The sequence below is a fragment of the Bradyrhizobium ferriligni genome (assembly GCF_056837965.1).
Map to the genome: position 1 here is coordinate 16,663 of NZ_JBXEJO010000073.1, position 17,971 is coordinate 34,633.

The following is a 17,971-nucleotide window of genomic DNA, read 5'->3' on the forward strand; positions in this document are numbered from 1 at the left end:
CCGGACAGTCGAAAACGTGGTTTCCAGATTATTTATCAACTTCACCTAGCGTTGGATTCGCCGGAACCACTATCTTGAGAGCGTGTAGAATCACCGGGCGCCGTCCCAAATCGAGACATGTTCGATGCCCCCTGTCCCGCCAGCTGCCAGCATCCTCGCCTCGCTCGGCCAAGCGACATTCGCCTGGGACCTGGCGACCGATGCGATTGCCTGGAGCGACAATGTGGCGGCGGTCTTCCCGGATATCCCGGTCGCGGCGCTTGCGAGCGGTGCCGAGCTTGCCAAGCTGATCGAGCCATCGCGCTCGGTGCGATCCGATGCGCTCGGCGCGCCGGCGCCGGTACGCGGCGGGGAGGGCGTTCCCTACCGGATCGAATATGGCGTGCGGGCCGTCACCTCGGCGCCGGTGATCTGGATCGAGGAGACCGGCTGCTGGTTTGCCGGCGCCGACGGCAGGCCGGCGCGCGTGCAGGGTGTCGTCCGCATCAACAATGAGCGGCACGCCCGCGACGAGCAGCTGTTGAAGCTGTCGCGGCACGATCCGCTGACCAACGAGCTCAACCGCACCCATCTGATCGCCTCGCTCGCCGAGACGATGGAGGAATGCGCGCGCTTCCGCTCCTCCTGCGCCTTCATGCTGATCGGCATCGATCACCTCGCGCGCGTCAACGATGCCTTCGGCTTCGATGTTGCGGATGCCGTCATCGCCGAGGTCGCGAAGCGGATTCGTGCGCGGCTGCGCAGCGGCGACATGCTCGGCCGCTTCTCCGGCAACAAGTTCGGCCTGATCCTGCGCAACTGCACCGTCGACGACACCAATGTCGCGGCCGAGCGCTTCCTCGCCGCGGTGCGCGACGAGGTGGTGCCGACCAAGTCCGGCCCGGTGTCGGTAACGGTCTCGATCGGCGCCGTCACCATTCCGCGCCATGCGAGGTCGGCGGAGGAGGCGGTCAATCGCGCCCAGGAGACGCTGGAGACGGCCAAGAGCCGCCGCGCCGGATCGTTCGCGCTGTGGAAGCCGAATGTCGAGCGCGACGCCCAGCGCCGCGTCAACATCCGCGTCACCGACGAGATCGTCACCGCGCTGAACGAGCGCCGCATCGTGATCGGCTTCGAGCCCGTGGTCGATGCGCGCCTGCGGCAGCCCGCGTTCTACGAGTGCCTGGTCCGGATGGAGCAGGACGACGGCCGCGCGCTGCTCGCGCCCGATATCGTGCCGGTCGCCGAGCGGCTCGGCCTGATCCGGCTGGTTGATCACCGCGTGCTGGAGCTCGCCATCGCCGAGCTCGCCGCCGCCCCCGGCGTACAGCTCAGCCTCAACATCTCGCCCGACACCACGATGGATCCGGACTGGTGGGCCACCATCGAATCCTTGATGCGCGCGCATCCCGGCGTCGGCGAGCGGCTGATCGTCGAGATCACCGAAACGGTCGCGATCCAGGATATCGACGACGTGCGTGGCTTCGTCACGCGCCTGAAGAACTTCGGCAGCCGGATCGCGATCGACGATTTCGGCGCCGGCTACACCTCGTTCCGCAATCTGCGCAAGCTCGGCGTCGACATCGTGAAGATCGACGGCGCCTTCGTGCAGAACATCGTGCGTTCGGCCGACGACCGCGCCTTCGTGCAGACGCTGATCGATCTCGCGCGCCGCCTCGAGATCAAGACAGTCGCCGAATGGGTGCAGGACGAGGAAGCCGCCTTGATGCTGCGCGAATGGGGCTGCGACTTCATCCAGGGCCGCCTGATCGGCCTCGCCTCGCCGGACCGCCCGTGGAACGCGCCGGCGGAGAAGCCCGTGCCCGCCACGGGCTGAAGCGCGATGATCGGCTGATCACCGCGCTCCAGATTCTCGTCAGCTCTCGCCGCCGGCGAAGATGTCCTTGCGGATCACCGCGTGGACGCCCCAATTGCCGTCGACCACCTGGGTGACGCCGAAGTCGACACCGAGCGAGATCAGCGAGATGGCCTCGTCCTCGGTCAGCTTCTTCGTCGTCATCAGGAATTTGCGCATCTTGCGGAAGGCATCGCGCAAGGCGAGGTCGACCGACGACTTCTTGTAGATCTCGGTCTGCGCGCCGGCTCCCAGCTCGCTGAGGTAGTTGGCATAGCTGAAGCCGTGCACCAGCCATTCGTCCTGGGTCTCCAGCATCGGGTAGTCGAGCGCTTCCAGCGCGGTGCCGGCGAGGTCGACCTTCTTGTGCAGGATGATCTGGAAGGTGCCGTTGAGCGAGCATTCGATCGCCGTGCCGCACAGTTCGGAATCGCCCTGCGAGGCGTGGGAGTCGCCGACCGACAGCAGTCCGCCTTCGACCGCCACCGGGTAATACATCGTGGCGCCCTTGCCGATGCGCCAATTGTCGATGTTGCCGCCGGTATAGCTCGGCGGGATCGAATCGACGAACTCGGCCTCTTTCGGCGCGAGCCCGATCACGCCGAAATGCGGACGCACCGGGATGCGCACGTTCTTCAGGATGCCGTGGTTCTCCTTGACCGTCGAATGATCGACCGGGACGCCGGGATAATCGATGGTCTTGTGCACCACGCCGGACGGATCGGTCTGCGGCGTCCAGGTGAAATTGTAGACGGCGCGCGCCCAGTTGCGCTCGCCGGTCGCGTCGACCTCATAGATGGTGACGACCTCGCGCGGCTTCGGCTCGGTGAGCAGATCCTTGTAGTGGAAGCCCCACGATGCCGCGGCGTTGCTGCCGAATGCTTTGCCGGAATATTTCGGGTTGGCGCAGGGCCGCGGCGCGACGTCGATGATGCGCAGCTCGAGCACGTCGCCTTCCTCGGCGCCGCGCACGAACACCGGCCCGGTGCAGATATGCACGCCGAGGCCTTCGCCGGCGCCGCGTCCGAACAGCGAGGCATCCATAGGGCCGGCGCCGCGCCGGTTCACGCCCTTCTTCTCCTTGGTCCAGAGATAGACGCTCTCGACGCCGGGATCGCCCTTCACCATGCGCTCGGCATCGTCATTGGCGTGATGCGTCAGCGCCTCGATGGTGATGAAGTCGCCGGAATTGATCTCGACGCGCGGCTTCAACGACTTGCTGAAATAGCCCCAATGCACGGTGTCGGCATTGGCCGGCAAATGGTGATAGGCGCGCTGCGCCGGCTGATGCTTCTCGGCGGCGGCCGCCATTTTCGGCGTCACCAGCGAGATGCCGCCGGCGGTCATTGCCGCGGCGCCGCCCGCCGCCGCGAAGCTCGAGCGCAGGAACGAACGGCGTTCCCGGTCGAGCGTCTCCTTGAACTGGCGATGATGCAATTCGAAGTCCGGGCAGTTCTTGTCGTCACCTGCGCACATCTTGAGCTCCTCCTTGGATCGAAAGTGCGCATGAGAGTGCATGGCGCCGCGCCGCTCCGACATGACCGGGCGCGCCCAATAATTTGTCGGCGCGCTCGCTGTCGTCGCAGCGCAAAGGCCTGTGCAACAGCGCGCGAGGCATCTGCGGCGGCCGCCTTCGCATCGCGGCATGGCCGTAGCGGTCAAGAATTTGGACGCATTCGATCAAGTTGCACTGCGTTCGCCGCTGATAGCGCTGCCACGCGAAAGCGGCCGCTTCCGCGCGTTGCACGCAGGCTGGGCAACATCTGCCGTCGCAACACGCTTGCCGCCTGCCTGCAATCGGTGCAGGCTGCGTTCACGGCTCTGTGAGTGGAAGGCCGCGGTGCTGCGGCCTGGAGGGGTGATGGTCGCGACGACCTATCGGGTTTCGGTCGATGCGATCCCGCGGCAAAACCGGCGGGAGGTCTGGCGCGAGGCGCTGGCCGGTTTGCAGCTCGATTGCGAATTGCCGGAGGCCGGCCAATTCCAGTTCGGCGAATTGACCGCGAAGCGCTCGACCAGCGGCGGCCAGCTCGCGCTGCTGCGTTCGACCGAGCAGCAGATCGTCTGTAACGGTCATGCGGCCTCGCCGGGAATGCCGGCGCGGGTCGCCATCATCTTCCACGGCTACGGTCGCGGCAGCATCGCGTCCGGCCAACGCAGCTGCGAGTTTGCCGACAACGACGTCTCGGTGTGTGATCTGCAATCGCCGTGGCGGATGACCTTGCGGGAGGATTTCGAGATCCTGTTGCTCGAACTGCCGCGTGAGCGGCTGCTCGGCCGGCTCGGGCATAATCGTTTGCGTTTGCCGGCGGTGCTCGGCGCGACGATTGCCGCTGCGTCCGTGCGTCCGGTGATGCGGACCCTGGGCGGCAATTTCGCGATCCTGGACAAGGCCGATCTCGCCACCGCCGAGGTCGCGGTCACCGAACTCGTCGCCGGCGCGCTGCTCGGCGAGACGCGGCTCGATGCCGAAGCAATGACGCAGGTCCAGGCCGGCCATCTGCGCCGGGTCGATGCCGCGATCGAGGCCCAGCTCGGCAATGCCGGCCTGACCATCGCCGACATCGCGCGGCAGGAAGGGCTGTCGCAACGCTATCTGCAACGGCTGTTCGAGCGGCAGAACACGACGTTCTCGGCCTATGTGCGCGAGCGGCGGCTGGAACGCTGCTGCAACGACCTGATCGATCCGAACTATGCCGACCAGCGCATCGCCGAAATCAGCTACCGCTGGGGCTTCACCGATCAGGCGCATTTCAGCCGGATGTTCAGCGCGACCTACGGCACCTCGCCGCGCGACTTCCGCAAGGCGGTGCCGCGCGATGTGGAGGGCGAGCGCACGCGCGGCCGGCCGCGGCTGGCGCGTGGCACCGCAACGGTGTTCCGGCTCGCGCCAAATCTCGCGTCAAGCCCGGTGGCGCGCGAGACGGTTGCGCCGCTGGAGCCGGTCGTACCGGTTGAACCGCCGGCGGCTGTGCCGGAGGGGCGGGGCGCCTCGCATCACCATCTCAAGGTGTCCAGGGAGACTGCGCATTGGGGCTATCTCAGCCGCGCCATCCCGCCTGTCATGAGCGTGCAGTCGGGCGCGGTGGTGACGATCGAGACGCTGACCCAGCACGCCTTCGATGATTATGAGCGCATGATCAAGGGTGATCCCGGCGCGGAGAGCGTGTTTCGCTGGACCGCCGAGGGCAAGTCGGTCGAACGGCGCGGCGCTGGCCCGATGGACGGTTCGATCTTCGGCCGCGGCGCGGGCGAAGGGTTCGGCGTGCACATCTGTACCGGGCCGATCTATGTCTGCGGCGCGGAGCCGGGCGATGTGCTCGAGGTGCAGATCCTCGATATCTGGCCGCGGCCATCAGCCAACCCGGCCCACGCCGGCAAGTCGTTCGGCAGCAACGCCGCGGCCTGGTGGGGCTTTCAGTACAACGATCTGATCGATCCGCCGGCCAAGCGCGAGACCATCACGATCTTCGAGACCGATGCAGAGGCCGAGTGGGCCCGCGCCATCTATTCCTACCGCTGGACGCCGCAGACCGATCCGTTCGGCGTGCGCCACGAGACGATGGATTATCCCGGCGTGCCGGTCGATCACGCCACCGTCGAGAAACAGCCCGGCGCGCTCGCCGGCGTGCGGATTCCGGCGCGGCTGCATTTCGGCTTCATGGCGGTAGCGCCGCGCGAGTCCGACATCATCGATTCGATTCCGCCCGGCTATTTCGGCGGCAATGTCGACAATTGGCGCGCCACCAAGGGCACTACGCTCTATCTGCCGGTCGCTGTGCCCGGGGCGCTGTTCTCGATCGGCGATCCGCATTTCGCGCAAGGCGATGGTGAGGTCAACGGCACCGCGCTCGAGCTTTCGCTCACCGGCCAGTTTCGCTTCATCCTGCACAAGAGCGGCAAGGCGACCAAGCCGCATGTCGAAGGGCTGGCGCACCCGCTTTTGGAAACACCGGAGGAGTGGATCCTGCACGGCTTCAGCTACGGCAATTATCTGCGCGAGCTCGGGCGCAACGCGCAGTCGGAAATCTACCAGCGCTCGTCGGTCGATCTGGCGCTGCGCAACGCGTTCCGCGTGACGCGCAAATTCCTGATGGAGTGTTACCGCCTCAGCGAGGACGAGGCGCTGGCGCTGATCTCGCTCGGCGTCGATTTCGGCGTCACGCAGGTTGCCGACGGCAATTGGGGCGTGCACGCGATCGTCCGCAAGAGCATGCTTCCCGGGGCAAGCGGCGCCTGACGCCGGCCAGGGTTGCCGCCGTCAGGATTTCGCGAAACGATAGCGGCCGGTGCGTCCGGCCGATCGGCGAAGCGACCTACTCGTCCTTCTTCGTCGGCTGCGACATGCGCTCGAGGCGTTCCTGCATGTCCTTCATCTGGCGGCGAAGATCGTCGATGTTGCCGTCATCGGGCGTCGGCTCCGGCACCTTCTCGGCCTCGCCGCCACCGCGTTGCGGCACGAACGGCTTGAACATCGAGAAGGTCTGCTGGAACAGCTCCATGTTGCGGCGGACCTGTTCTTCCAGCGGCGCAAACGGCGTGCCGCTCAGCGCGCCCGCGATCTGCTTGCGGAATTTTTCCTGTTCCTTGGTCAGCGTCTCGATCGACTGTTCGAGATATTTCGGCACCACCATCTGCATGCTGTCGCCGTAGAACCGGATCAGCTGGCGCAGGAAGGTGGTCGGCAGCAGATTCTGCCCGGCCTTGTTTTCCTGCTCGAAGATGATTTGCGCGAGCACGGAGCGGGTGATGTCGTCGCCGGTCTTGGCGTCATAGACGAGAAAATCCTCGCCTTCCTTCACCATCGCCGCGAGATCCTCGAGCGTCACGTAGGTGCTCGTCCCGGTATTATAGAGCCGCCGGTTCGCGTATTTCTTGATCGTGGTCGGTTGTTCAGATTTTGCCATGGGCTCTCACTTCAACACCGAAGAACCTGGAACCCTACGGCATCGCCGCAGGGCAAAATGCAACGCATCGCAGCAAAGGTAAGCATTTTCAAAGCGGTTCGGCTACAGTTTTGTGCTGTGCGGTTAATTCCAAAGCATAGGATTTGCTCAGGAAAGTGCCAAGGGCGTCATTTTGAGTGCGTCGCGGCGCGATTTGCCCGACAGTGCGATTGACATGTCTCGACGAGGTTTACAGGATAGCCGTCAAGAGACAGGCCCGCCAAATCGGCCGCCCGCCGTCGAGAAACCCAGCTACAACCCATAGGAGATGTCCATGTCAGACGATGTCGTCATCGTCAGCGCCGCCCGCACCCCCGTCGGTAGCTTCAACGGCGCTTTCGCCACCACCCCGGCCCATGACCTCGGCGCGATCGCCATCAAGGCGGCGCTGGAGCGTGCCGGCGTCGAGGGCGGTCAGGTCTCCGAAGTCATCATGGGCCAGATCCTCACCGCCGCGCAGGGCCAGAACCCGGCCCGCCAGGCCTCGATCGCGGCCGGCATCCCGGTGGAAAGCCCGGCCTGGGGCGTCAACCAGCTCTGCGGCTCCGGCCTGCGCACGGTGGCGCTCGGCTACCAGGCGCTGCTCAACGGCGATTCCTCGATCGTCGTCGCCGGCGGCCAGGAATCCATGAGCATGGCCCCGCACGCCCAATATCTGCGCGGCGGCGTCAAGATGGGTGGCCTCGAGCTGATCGACACCATGATCAAGGACGGGCTGTGGGATGCCTTCAACGGCTACCACATGGGCAACACCGCCGAGAACGTCGCCAAGCAGTACCAGATCACCCGCTCGCAGCAGGACGAGTTCGCGGTCGCTTCGCAGAACAAGGCCGAGGCGGCGCAGAAGGCCGGCAAGTTCAAGGACGAGATCGTCCCGGTCACCATCAAGTCCCGCAAGGGCGATATCGTGGTCGATGCCGACGAGTATCCGCGCCACGGCGCCACGCTCGACGCGATGGCCAAGCTCCGCGCGGCCTTCGAGAAGGACGGCACCGTGACCGCGGGCAACGCCTCGGGCATCAATGACGGCGCCGCCGCCGTCGTGCTGATGACCGCCAAGGAAGCCGCCAAGCAGGGCAAGAAGGTGCTGGCCCGCATCGTCTCGTGGGGCCAGGCCGGCGTCGACCCCAAGATCATGGGCACCGGTCCGATCCCCGCCTCGCGCGCCGCGCTGAAGAAGGCCGGCTGGAACATCGCCGACCTCGACCTGATCGAGGCCAACGAGGCGTTCGCGGCGCAGGCCTGCGCGGTGAACAAGGACCTCGGCTGGGATCCGGCCAAGGTCAACGTCAATGGCGGCGCGATCGCGATCGGCCATCCGGTCGGCGCGTCGGGTGCGCGCGTGCTGGTGACGCTGCTGCACGAGATGCAGAAGCGCGATGCCAAGAAGGGCCTCGCGACGCTGTGCATCGGCGGCGGCATGGGCATCGCTATGTGCGTTGCACGCGACTGAACAAAAGGCAGCGAGGCCGGTTAGGTGATGAAAAGATCATCTGTCAACCGCGAAGCGAGCTGATAAATAAGATGCCCGGCTTTGCGCCGGGCATTTTTGTTTCGACAGCATGATCCGGAAAAGTGTGAAGCTGTTTTCCGAGAAGATCATGCTCAAAAAAGGGAGCCAAAGCGCGATGACGATTCAACCTGATCTCATCGCGCTTTGTTGAGTGAGTGCGTAGGCCGGAGTTATCCGGTTATAAAAGACGGCCAAGGAGGAAACGGACATGGCACGTGTTGCATTGGTGACGGGCGGAACACGCGGTATTGGAGCTGCGATCAGCAAGGCGCTGAAAGCGGCGGGCTACAATGTGGCGGCGAGCTACGCCGGCAATGACGCCGCGGCGGAGAAGTTCAAGGCGGAGAGCGGGATTCCGGTCTACAAGTGGGACGTCGCGTCGTTCGACGCCTGCGCGGCCGGCGTCAAGCAGGTCGAGGCCGATCTCGGCCCGGTCGACGTGCTCGTCAACAATGCCGGCATCACCAAGGATACCGCATTTCACAAGATGACGGTCGAGCAGTGGAATGCCGTGATCAACACCAACCTCGGCTCGCTGTTCAACATGACGCGCCAGGTGATCGAGGGCATGCGCGCCCGCAAGTTCGGCCGTGTCATCTCGATCTCCTCCATCAACGGCCAGAAGGGTCAGTTCGGCCAGGTCAATTACTCGGCGGCCAAGGCCGGCGACATCGGCTTCACCAAGGCGCTGGCGCTGGAGAACGCCAAGGGCGGCATCACCGTGAACGTGATCTGCCCCGGCTATATCAACACCGAGATGGTGCAGGCGGTGCCGAAGGATGTGCTCGAGAAGAACGTGATCCCGCAGATTCCGGTCGCCCGGCTCGGCGAACCCGAAGAGATCGCGCGGGCCGTGGTCTTCCTCGCCGCCGACGATGCCGGCTTCATCACCGGCTCGACGCTGACCGTGAACGGCGGCCAGTATCACGCCTGACGCGAGCAGCGTCGTCGCGTCGCAGGCGCGCACAATCGACCAGCGAATGCCCGGCCTTGTGCCGGGCATTTTCGTCTTTACAACGCGCCACCCGCGAAGGAAGACGTGGCCGCCGGGACATCGGCGCGCGGCTTCAGACGGCCATCCTTTGAACAGTCATGCCGGCCACGACGGATTGAATTGAGATGACGACCCGAACTGCCACCCTTGTCGGACTGACCGCCATCCTGATGTGGTCGCTGCTGTCGGTCATGACGGTCGCGACCGGGGCTATCCCGGCGTTCCAGCTCGCCGCCATGACGTTTGCGATCGGCGCCGCGGTGGCGTTCGCGAGCTTCCTGTTGCGTCCATCAGCCTTCGGCGCATTGAAGCAACCGCTGGTCGCGTGGGTCGTCGGCGTCGGCGGGCTGTTCGGCTATCACGCGCTGTATTTCCTGGCGCTGCGCTTCGCCCCGCCGGCCGAGGCCGGCCTGCTCAATTATCTCTGGCCGCTGTTGATCGTATTGTTCTCCTCGCTGCTGCCGGGCGAGCGGCTTGCGGTGCATCACATCGTCGGCGCGCTGCTCGGCCTCGCCGGCACCGTGCTGCTGTTCGCCGGCAACACCGGTGCCTTCACAAAAGAGCAGATTCCAGGATTCGCGGCCGCCTTCGTCGCGGCGTTCGTGTGGGCGTCCTATTCGGTGATGTCGCGCCGGCTCAAGGCGGTGCCGACCGATGCGGTGGCCGGCTTCTGCCTCGCGACGGCCGTGCTTGCCGCGCTGGTGCACATGATGGTGGAGACGACGGTGTGGCCCGCGACGCCGCTGCAATGGCTGGCCGTCATCGCGCTCGGCATCGGTCCGGTGGGGGCTGCGTTCTTCGCCTGGGACATCGGCATGAAGCGCGGTGATATCCGCGTGCTCGGTGCCGCCTCCTACGCCACGCCGCTGCTCTCGACCGCGTTCCTGATCGCAGCGGGCTTCGCCAAGCCCAGCGCCAACATCGCGATCGCCGCGATCCTGATCGCCGGCGGCGGGTTGATCGCGGCAAAGGACATGGTGTTGAGAAAAAGAACGTAGGATGGGTAGAGCGAAGCGAAACCCATCAACTTCTATCCACGCGGCGAGTTGATGGGTTCCGCTGCGCTCTACCCATCCTACGAAGAAGGTTGCTGCTACTGTTTCACCGTCACCCTGAGGAGGCCGCAACGCGGCCGTCTCGAAGGGGCGACGGCCCCGGCTGTGGCCGATTCATCCTTCGAGGCTCGCCCAGCGGCGCAATTGCGCCGCAAGGCTCGCACCTCCAGCGACAAAGGCGAAGCCTTTGCGCGGGGATGACGGAAAAAAGCTCCTACGAAGCGGGCTCCCAGCCTTTCGGCGCCAGCTCGAATTTCGCGAACTCGAATCCCGGCGCGACGGTGCAGCCGACCAGCGTCCAGTCGCCGTTGCTTTCCGCGGCCTGCCATGCGTCCGCCGGCACGATCGCCTGTGGCTGCTCGCCGCGCGCCACATCCGGCCCGAGCGTGATCGAATGTGGGGCGCCGTCCTGCGCGATCCGCAATGTCAGCGGCGCGCCGGCGTAATAGTGCCACATCTCGACGGCGTCGATGCGATGCCAGTGCGAACGCTCGCCGCGGGCCAGCAGGAAATAGATCGCGGTCGAATGCGCGCGGCCATTGGCGTCGCAGCGCGCGTCACGAAACGTCTCGCGATAATGTCCGCCTTCGGGATGCGGCTTCAGCGCAAGCTGCGCGATGATGTCGGCCGCCGTGAGGTCTGCCATCACGACTTGTTCTTGCGCTCGCGGAGCTCGCCGAACACCAGGGCCGGATCGGCGCCCTTCATGTGCAGCTTGGCCGCGACAACAGGCTCGTCGGCGCGCAGGAACACGTTGGCCTTCTTCTCGTCGCCGAGCAGCACGGGGATCGTCGGCTTGTTCTCGGCGCGCAGTTTCGTCACTTCCTCGGCGCGCGCCTGCAGGGCCGGATTGTCGGGCTCGATGGCGAGCGCGAACTTCACGTTGGAGGCGGTGTATTCATGGCCGCAATAGAGACGGAAATCGTCCGGCAGCGAGCGCAGCTTCAAAAGCGAATCCCACATCATGGGGTAGGTGCCTTCGAACACCCGGCCGCAGCCGATCGAGAACAGCGTGTCGGCGGCGAACACCGCCTTCTCGCCGTCGAACACATAGGAGATATGGTCGAGGGTATGGCCGGGAGTTTCGACCACACGGGCCAAGAGGCTGCCGACCTTGATGACATCGGCATTGGCGGCACGCAGATCGACATTGGCGATCTTGGCCGACTGGTCGTGCGGGGCGACGACGCGGCAGCCGTATTTCTGCTTCAGCTCGGCGACGCCGCCGACATGATCGCCATGGTGATGCGTGATCAGGATATCGGTCAGCGTCCAGCCTTCGCGCTCCAGCGCCTTGATGATCGGGCCGGCTTCCGGCGCGTCGATCGACGCGGTCGCCTTGGTCGCGGGATCGTGGATCAAATACCCGAAATTGTCGGTGAGGCAGCTGAAGGTGCGAATTTCGGCGGTCATGATATCTCCACGAACAAACGGGACGGACATTTTGGAGCATGATGTACTCGAAAAGGCCGGTATCGACTTTCCCGGATCATGCTTTTAACGCGCCCAATATAGGGGTGAAATATGGCGTTAACGCTCCGTCGGCAATGCAATTTTCGGCGCACCCGGGCAGCAGCGGGCGTGTTAGGCTAAACACCATGGACGTCATCGACCTGCGCGACTTCTATTCGCAGCGCCTCGGCATCGTGGCGCGGCAGCTGATCAACCGGGGTATCCGCGCGCGGTGGCCGAACGCGGAAGGTCAGCGCGTGCTCGGCCTCGGCTATCCGACCCCCTATCTCGGCCTGTTCCGTGAGTCCTGCGAGCGCTGCATTGCCTTCATGCCGGCGGCCCAGGGCGTGCTGAAATGGCCGACCGGCCGGCCGGCGCTGGCCACCCTGATCGACGAATTCTCGATGCCGCTGCCGGATGCCGCGGTCGACCGTGTGCTGCTGGTGCACGCGCTGGAGATGTCCGATGATCCGGAGCGGTTGCTGCGCGAGGTGTGGCGGGTGCTCTCGCCCTCGGGGCGGCTGATCGCGATCATCCCGAATCGCCGCGGCGTCTGGACGCGCACCGATGCCACGCCGTTTGGCCATGGCCGGCCCTATTCGCGGGCGCAGATCACGCAGCTGCTGCGGCAGACCTGGTTCACGCCGTCGTCGTGGGGCGAGGCGTTGTTCATGCCGCCTGTGCAGGGCAGCTGGTTCCTGCGCTCGGCGATGGCGTGGGAGCGGGTCGGCGCAGCGCTGTCGATGCCGTTCGCCGGCGTGCATATCGTAGAGGCGACCAAGCAGGTCTATCGCGCGATCCCCGCGCGCCGCGAGCGCACACAGCTGATCCCGTCATTGCGTCCGGTGCTGGTGCCGTCCTCGACGGCGACGCGCAAATCGACTCACGCAGAGTCGTGACGCGGACAATTCACCCTCCCTGTGAAGGGAGGGTGACAGATTCTCACGATTACTCGTTGCCCGGATTGAAGTCGTCGCTCGGCGCGGGCTGCGCCGCCATGTCCGGGCGCGGGCCGTGCGGGCGGCGGCGGCGGCGCGGAAAGCGCTCGCTTCGTTCGCCGCGTTCTGCGCCGCCATTGCCTTCATAGGTGCCATTGACCTGCGGCTGCGCGCCGCCGGTGATGAACGAGGGCAGGCGATCGACGCCGCCGGCATCGGCCATCGCGGGCTGCGGCTGGTTCTGCGGCTGCGGCTGATATTGCGGCTGCGGACGATGCTCGCGCTCGCGGTGCTCGCGCGGCTGCTGGTCACGCTCGCGATGCTCGCGCGGCTGCTGCTGCTCGCGCTGGTACGGCTGCTGGCCGTTGTCGCGCATGAAAGGTTGCTGCTGCTGCGGCACGAAGCCCGGCTCCTGGCCGAAGCTCGAATAGCCGTCGCTGTCGTCGTCGCCGTCTTCGGTCGGGGTGACCTCGGCGTCGGGGCGCGGCGGCTGCTGGTTTTGCCGGAACTGCTCCTGCGCGGCCGCGATGATCCGGTAGTAGTGCTCAGCATGCTGGTAGTAGTTCTCAGCCGCCACCGGATCGCCGGAGGAGCGCGCATCGCGCGCAAGCTGAACGTATTTCTCGGCCACGTGGGAGGCCGTGCCGCGGATCTTGATGTCGGGTCCGTTCGATTCGTACACCCGTGTCAGGGGATTCTGGCCGCGCCGGTTATTGTTGTTGTTATTGTTGTTGTTATTCCGGTTGCGCATCCGCTTGTTGTTCTGACCGTTTCTCATCTGTCGCCTTTTATTCCAGCCCTGAAGTGATTGCAGTCCACAGTCCGATTTCTCAGCAGTCCGATTTCTCAGAAGTCCGATTCCCAGAGTCCGATTCGGCGCGCGCCTAGGCACACGGAATCGCAATACCGTTCGAAGTGGTTTCGATGTCGCCGACCATCTCGTTCAGCAAAGTCGCGTTCAGCAAAGACGCGTTCCCCAACCGCCGGCAATCGCGCCAGCGACCAAATCATTCCGCCCGTTGAGACAGGCTCAGTTCTCGTGCGTAAGTCTTCAAGCGCAATAACAGGCTTTCGTTCGCTTGGCGGTCGAGAGCAGCACAGCTTCGGCTATTGCGCTCTATGTGACCTGCGTTCCTGGAACCTTTCGATCGGCGGGCTCTGCTGAACCCTGGTCATCACCCGTAACGGATTACGGGGCCAGCACCGATGTTGTGCCCGGAACGTAGTCGTTCCCGGGGGATAATCCAAGAGGTTTTTTTTCGTTCCAATAGGACTTTATCGGGGCAGCCGGCGGGCGGAAACGGCCCTCGGGATGCCCCCCAGATCGGCCTTGGGCGGCCCCGTTGGGGATAAGCCGGATGCCGTCATCAGCGCTTCAACGTCGCCGCTCTGACCCTGTCCGACTTCCACAACCAGAAATCCTCCTGGAGTCAGAAGACCCGCGGATTGCGAAATCAGCGCGCGGTAGGCGTCGAGCCCGTCGGCACCGCCGTCGAGCGCCGCGCGCGGATCATGCGCGCGCACCTCGATGTCGAGACCGGCGATCTCGGCCGAGGGGATGTAGGGCGGGTTGGACACGATCAGCTCGAACGCGCCGGCCAGCCCGCTGCCGTAGTCGCACTCGATCCATGTCGTGCGCTGGCTAAGTCCGAGCGCGGCGGCGTTGCGGCTCGCGGTCTGCAGCGCCTCCGCAGAGATGTCGGTGGCAAAACCATGTGCGTTCGGTAGTTCCGAGAGCAGCGCCAGCAGGATCGTGCCAGAACCGGTGCCGAGATCGGCGATCCGCAAGGCGCGCTCGGCCACGCCGTCGGCGCGCAGCAATTCGAGTGCGCGCTCGACCACGGTCTCGGTGTCCGGGCGCGGCACCAGCGTCGCGGTGGAGAGATGCAGCGGCAATCCCCAGAACTCCTTGACGCCGAGGATGCGCGCGACCGGTTCGCCGGCGAGGCGGCGCTGCGCGAGGCGCTCGAGGTGATCGGCTTCGTCCTTCGTCAGCGTGCGTTTGGCGCCCGTGATCATGCCGGTCAGATCGAGCCCCAGGACGGCGCCGACCAGCAGTCGCGCATCGAGCTCGGCGGCGTCGCTGCCGGCCGCCTTTAGCCGCGCGGCGAGGCTGCGCCTGATACGCTCGACGGTCTGGCCATGTCCTGCGGGTTCGCTCATCGCGCGTTGTTAGCCGATGGTCGATGCGGCGTCGATATCACTTGCGCCCCGTGCGGCCGGCGCGCACGGTCGAAATCTCAACCCATCGATCCGGAACGCGCGACCATGACGGGCTATGACGACCAGAACATCTTCGCCAGGATCCTGCGCGGCGAGGTCCCGAGCTTCAAGGTCTACGAGACCGACCGGACCTTTGCCTTTCTCGACATCATGCCGCGATCGCCGGGACATACCCTGGTGATTCCGAAGGCGCCCGCGCGCGGCATCCTCGACATCACGGAAGACGACCTCGCCGCCGTGGCGCTGTCGGCCAAGCGCATCGCCATCGCGGCGATGAAGGCGTTCGCCGCCGACGGCATCATCATCCAGCAGTTCAGCGAGCCCGCCAGCGGCCAGGTGGTGTTTCACCTGCACATGCATGTGATGCCCGTGAAGGCCGGCGTCGCGCTGCTGCCCGCGCAGACCGTCAAGGCGGAGATGGATGTGCTAGCAGATCACGCCAAACGCATGATCGCGGCGCTCGCGGGTTAAACCCCGAGATAGCGCTGCAGGACGTCGGGCTGCGCCTTGATCTCCTGCGCGGGACCTTCGTGGACGATGTGCCCGTTGTTGATGATGTAGATGCGCTGCGCCAGCGCCAGCGTCGCGGCGAGGTTCTGCTCCACCAGCACGATGGTCTGTCCGGCCTCGGCCAGATCGCGGCACGCCTTCATCAGGTCGCGCACGATCACCGGCGCCAGTCCCTCGAACGGCTCGTCGAGCAGGATGATCTTGGGATCGCGCACCAGCGCGCGCGCGATCGCCAGCATCTGCTGCTCGCCGCCCGACAGGTCGGTGCCGCGATTGCTCCGCCGCTCGCGGAGCCGCGGAAACATTTCGTAGATGCGGTCGAGCGGCCAGCGCTGCGAGGCGGTCAGGCCGGCGATCACGAGGTTCTCCTCGACGCTCAGGCTGCCGAAGATGCGGCGCTCCTCATGGACCAGCTGCATGCCGGCCTGCGCGATCTTGTGGCTCTTCCGGCCGGAGATCTCGACGCCGTCGAACATCACCGAGCCGCGGCGCGGGGTGACGACGCCCATCAGGCTCTTCAGCGTCGTGCTCTTGCCGGCGCCGTTGCGGCCGAGCAGCGCCACCACCTCGTTGCGCTCGACGCGCATCGAGACGTCGAACAGGATATGGGAATCCCCGTAATAGCTGTTCAGTCCGTTGACCTCGAGCAGGCTCATGCGGCGAGCACTCCATGCACGCCGCCAAGATAGGCCTCCTGGACGGTCGAGTTGTTCTTGATCTCTTCCGGCGTTCCCTCGACCAGCACGCGGCCCTCCTGCAGCACGGTGACGCGCTCGGCGAGCTCGAACAGCGCATCCATGTCGTGATCGATGATGATCATGGTGCGGCCCTGGCTGATCGATTTCAACAGCTTGACGGTCTCGACGCGCTCGCGCGGGCTCATGCCGGCGAGCGGTTCGTCGAGCAGCAACAGGCTCGGCGACGTCGCCAGCGCCAGCCCGATCTCGAGCCGCCGCTTCTCGCCATAGGCGAGCTCGGACACCGGCGTATCCGGCCTGGATGTGAGATTGACCAGCTCGAGCGTCTGCTGCACGCGCTCGGACAGGCCGGGGATGCTGTCGATGCTGCGGAACAAATCGAGCTTGAACTTGCCGCGCAGCGCCGATAGCGCTGCGATCACCAGATTCTCGCGCACCGTCAGCCCGGCAAACAGCTGGTTGACCTGGTAGCTCTTGGTCAGGCCGAGCTGACAGACGTCGGTGACGTTCATGCCGGTGATATCGCGGCCCTCGAACAGGATGGTGCCCGAAGTCGGATGCACCTCGCAGGTCAGCATCTTGAAGAAGGTCGACTTGCCGGCGCCGTTCGGGCCGATGATGCCGCGCAGCTCGCCGTGATTGACGGTGAAGTCGATGTCGCTGTTGGCGAGCAGCCCGCCATATCGCTTGGTCAGGCCCCTGGCCTGGAGGATCGGGCCGGACGGATTGCCGCCGGCACGGGGCGCTGCCGGCTTCGGCGCGGGCACTGCGACGTGCCGGTCGCTTGCCATGGCGACGACCTCGGGTGCGCTCTCGTCCGGCTCCTTGGCGCCGCGCTGTCCGGTCAGGAGGCGGTAGAGATCGGCAAGGCCGCCGATGATGCCGCGGCGCAGGAAGCACACCAGCAGCACGAACACGATGCCGAGCACGAGCTTCCAGGCCGCGCCGAGCCCGAGCGCCGCCTGCAGGAAGTCCTGCAGCGACAGCCACACCGCGGCGCCGACCAGCGGCCCGAACAGCGTGCCGCGGCCGCCGATCGCGGTCTGCATCACGAGCTGGCCCGACGTATCGAAGGTGAACGCGTCGGGCGGCATGAAGGCCTGCAGCACGCCGAGCAGCCCGCCGGCAAAGCCGGCATAGGCGGCGGCGATCACGAAGGCGGTGAGCTTGTAGCCGTGGATGTTGTGGCCGACCGCGGTGGCGCGCAGCGGATTGTCGCGGATCGCGCTGAACACGGCGCCGACCGGCGAGCGCACGATGCGCAGCGCGATCACGACGCCGATGAAGTAGCACAGCGCCAGGAATTGGTAGAGCGACCAGCCAGTGGTGAAGTGCAGCGTGGTGAAGCCGAGATTGAAGCTCGGGGTCGGCACGCCCGGCAGCCCGTTCTCGCCGCCGGTGAAGTCCGACAGCGGATTGAACTCGACGAAGAAGAACACCTCGGCGATCGCCACCGTGATCATCGCGAAATAGATGCCGGTGCGGCGCAGCGCGATCAGGCCGATCAGATAGCCGGTGGCGGCGGCCGCGATCATGCCGATGACGAGCGCGAGCACGACATACGGGAAGCCGGCACGCGTCAGCAGATAGGCGGCGACGAAGCCGCCGGTGCCGTAAAAGGCCGACTGGCCGAACGACAGCAGGCCGGTGAAGCCGAACAGGATGTCGAAGCCGAGGCCGAACAGGCCCCAGACCAGGATCCGGTTCACCGTGTTGGGCGCGAAGCCGAGCCACGGCAGCACGAAGGGCGCGACGATCAGGCCGGCGGCGGTCAGGAATTCGATCAGGTATGGGCGCTGTTTAAGCAT

Annotated in this window: 15 protein-coding genes; 7 read left to right on the forward strand and 8 right to left on the reverse strand. The window is 65.5% G+C overall.

Annotation, left to right across the window (positions count from 1 at the left end; genetic code table 11):
• Positions 1–124 precede the first annotated feature (124 nt).
• Complete coding sequence (locus AC1VNY_RS33525) at positions 125–1,816, forward strand: putative bifunctional diguanylate cyclase/phosphodiesterase (protein ID WP_482408383.1); 1,692 nt, start codon at positions 125–127, stop codon at positions 1,814–1,816.
• 39 nt (positions 1,817–1,855) lie between these two features.
• Here the strand turns inward: AC1VNY_RS33525 and AC1VNY_RS33530 are convergent, their stop codons facing one another.
• Positions 1,856–3,310: an acetamidase/formamidase family protein gene (locus AC1VNY_RS33530; protein ID WP_482408384.1), complete on the reverse strand. Its 1,455-nt coding sequence runs from the start codon at positions 3,308–3,310 to the stop codon at positions 1,856–1,858.
• A gap of 385 nt (positions 3,311–3,695) precedes the next feature.
• Between AC1VNY_RS33530 and AC1VNY_RS33535 the strand changes: the two genes are divergently transcribed.
• Positions 3,696–6,074 (forward strand): acetamidase/formamidase family protein, encoded by a 2,379-nt coding sequence (locus AC1VNY_RS33535; RefSeq protein ID WP_482408385.1) that lies wholly within the window; start codon positions 3,696–3,698, stop codon positions 6,072–6,074.
• 76 nt (positions 6,075–6,150) lie between these two features.
• Here AC1VNY_RS33535 and phaR read toward each other — a convergent pair whose 3' ends face one another.
• Complete coding sequence (gene phaR / locus AC1VNY_RS33540) at positions 6,151–6,741, reverse strand: polyhydroxyalkanoate synthesis repressor PhaR (RefSeq protein ID WP_438076672.1); 591 nt, start codon at positions 6,739–6,741, stop codon at positions 6,151–6,153.
• 313 nt (positions 6,742–7,054) lie between these two features.
• Between phaR and AC1VNY_RS33545 the strand changes: the two genes are divergently transcribed.
• The 3 genes from AC1VNY_RS33545 to yddG all read left to right on the forward strand — a co-directional run bounded on the left by AC1VNY_RS33545 (position 7,055) and on the right by yddG (position 10,285).
• Complete coding sequence (locus tag AC1VNY_RS33545) at positions 7,055–8,233, forward strand: acetyl-CoA C-acetyltransferase (protein ID WP_038387076.1); 1,179 nt, start codon at positions 7,055–7,057, stop codon at positions 8,231–8,233.
• A 268-nt stretch (positions 8,234–8,501) separates the two neighbouring features.
• Positions 8,502–9,227 carry an acetoacetyl-CoA reductase gene (gene phbB / locus AC1VNY_RS33550; protein ID WP_092083092.1) on the forward strand — a complete coding sequence of 242 codons (726 nt, stop codon included), beginning with the start codon at positions 8,502–8,504 and terminating at the stop codon, positions 9,225–9,227.
• A 185-nt stretch (positions 9,228–9,412) separates the two neighbouring features.
• Positions 9,413–10,285, forward strand: a complete 873-nt coding sequence (yddG, locus tag AC1VNY_RS33555; RefSeq protein ID WP_253594013.1) for an aromatic amino acid exporter YddG — start codon at positions 9,413–9,415, stop codon at positions 10,283–10,285.
• Positions 10,286–10,556: 271 nt separating this feature from the next.
• On the opposite strand, the gene AC1VNY_RS33560 is transcribed toward yddG, so the two are convergent.
• Both AC1VNY_RS33560 and gloB read right to left on the reverse strand, forming a co-directional pair.
• A complete protein-coding gene (locus AC1VNY_RS33560) occupies positions 10,557–10,988 on the reverse strand; it encodes a cupin domain-containing protein (protein ID WP_482408386.1) in 432 nt (143 codons plus the stop codon).
• Positions 10,988–11,755: a hydroxyacylglutathione hydrolase gene (gene gloB, locus AC1VNY_RS33565; protein WP_482408387.1), complete on the reverse strand. Its 768-nt coding sequence runs from the start codon at positions 11,753–11,755 to the stop codon at positions 10,988–10,990. The genes AC1VNY_RS33560 and gloB overlap by 1 nt, the downstream gene beginning before the upstream one ends.
• 185 nt (positions 11,756–11,940) lie before the next feature.
• On the opposite strand from gloB, the gene AC1VNY_RS33570 reads away from it, so the two are divergent.
• Positions 11,941–12,693, forward strand: coding sequence for a class I SAM-dependent methyltransferase (locus AC1VNY_RS33570; RefSeq protein WP_028343579.1), 753 nt, complete (start codon positions 11,941–11,943; stop codon positions 12,691–12,693).
• Between the two features lie 49 nt (positions 12,694–12,742).
• On the opposite strand, the gene AC1VNY_RS33575 is transcribed toward AC1VNY_RS33570, so the two are convergent.
• The gene (locus tag AC1VNY_RS33575) at positions 12,743–13,510 is read right to left on the reverse strand and encodes a DUF4167 domain-containing protein (protein ID WP_482408388.1); all 768 of its coding nucleotides are present in this window, start codon (positions 13,508–13,510) and stop codon (positions 12,743–12,745) included.
• A 497-nt stretch (positions 13,511–14,007) separates the two neighbouring features.
• Complete coding sequence (prmC, locus tag AC1VNY_RS33580) at positions 14,008–14,895, reverse strand: peptide chain release factor N(5)-glutamine methyltransferase (protein ID WP_482408389.1); 888 nt, start codon at positions 14,893–14,895, stop codon at positions 14,008–14,010.
• Between the two features lie 105 nt (positions 14,896–15,000).
• On the opposite strand from prmC, the gene AC1VNY_RS33585 reads away from it, so the two are divergent.
• Positions 15,001–15,426 (forward strand): HIT domain-containing protein, encoded by a 426-nt coding sequence (locus AC1VNY_RS33585; protein ID WP_482408390.1) that lies wholly within the window; start codon positions 15,001–15,003, stop codon positions 15,424–15,426.
• On the opposite strand, the gene AC1VNY_RS33590 is transcribed toward AC1VNY_RS33585, so the two are convergent.
• Both AC1VNY_RS33590 and AC1VNY_RS33595 read right to left on the reverse strand, forming a co-directional pair.
• Positions 15,423–16,121: an ABC transporter ATP-binding protein gene (locus AC1VNY_RS33590; RefSeq protein WP_038387064.1), complete on the reverse strand. Its 699-nt coding sequence runs from the start codon at positions 16,119–16,121 to the stop codon at positions 15,423–15,425. The two genes, AC1VNY_RS33585 and AC1VNY_RS33590, sit on opposite strands and share 4 nt — an antisense overlap.
• Positions 16,118–17,971, reverse strand: a complete 1,854-nt coding sequence (locus AC1VNY_RS33595) for a branched-chain amino acid ABC transporter ATP-binding protein/permease (RefSeq protein WP_482408391.1) — start codon at positions 17,969–17,971, stop codon at positions 16,118–16,120. Before AC1VNY_RS33595 ends, AC1VNY_RS33590 begins: the two co-directional genes overlap by 4 nt.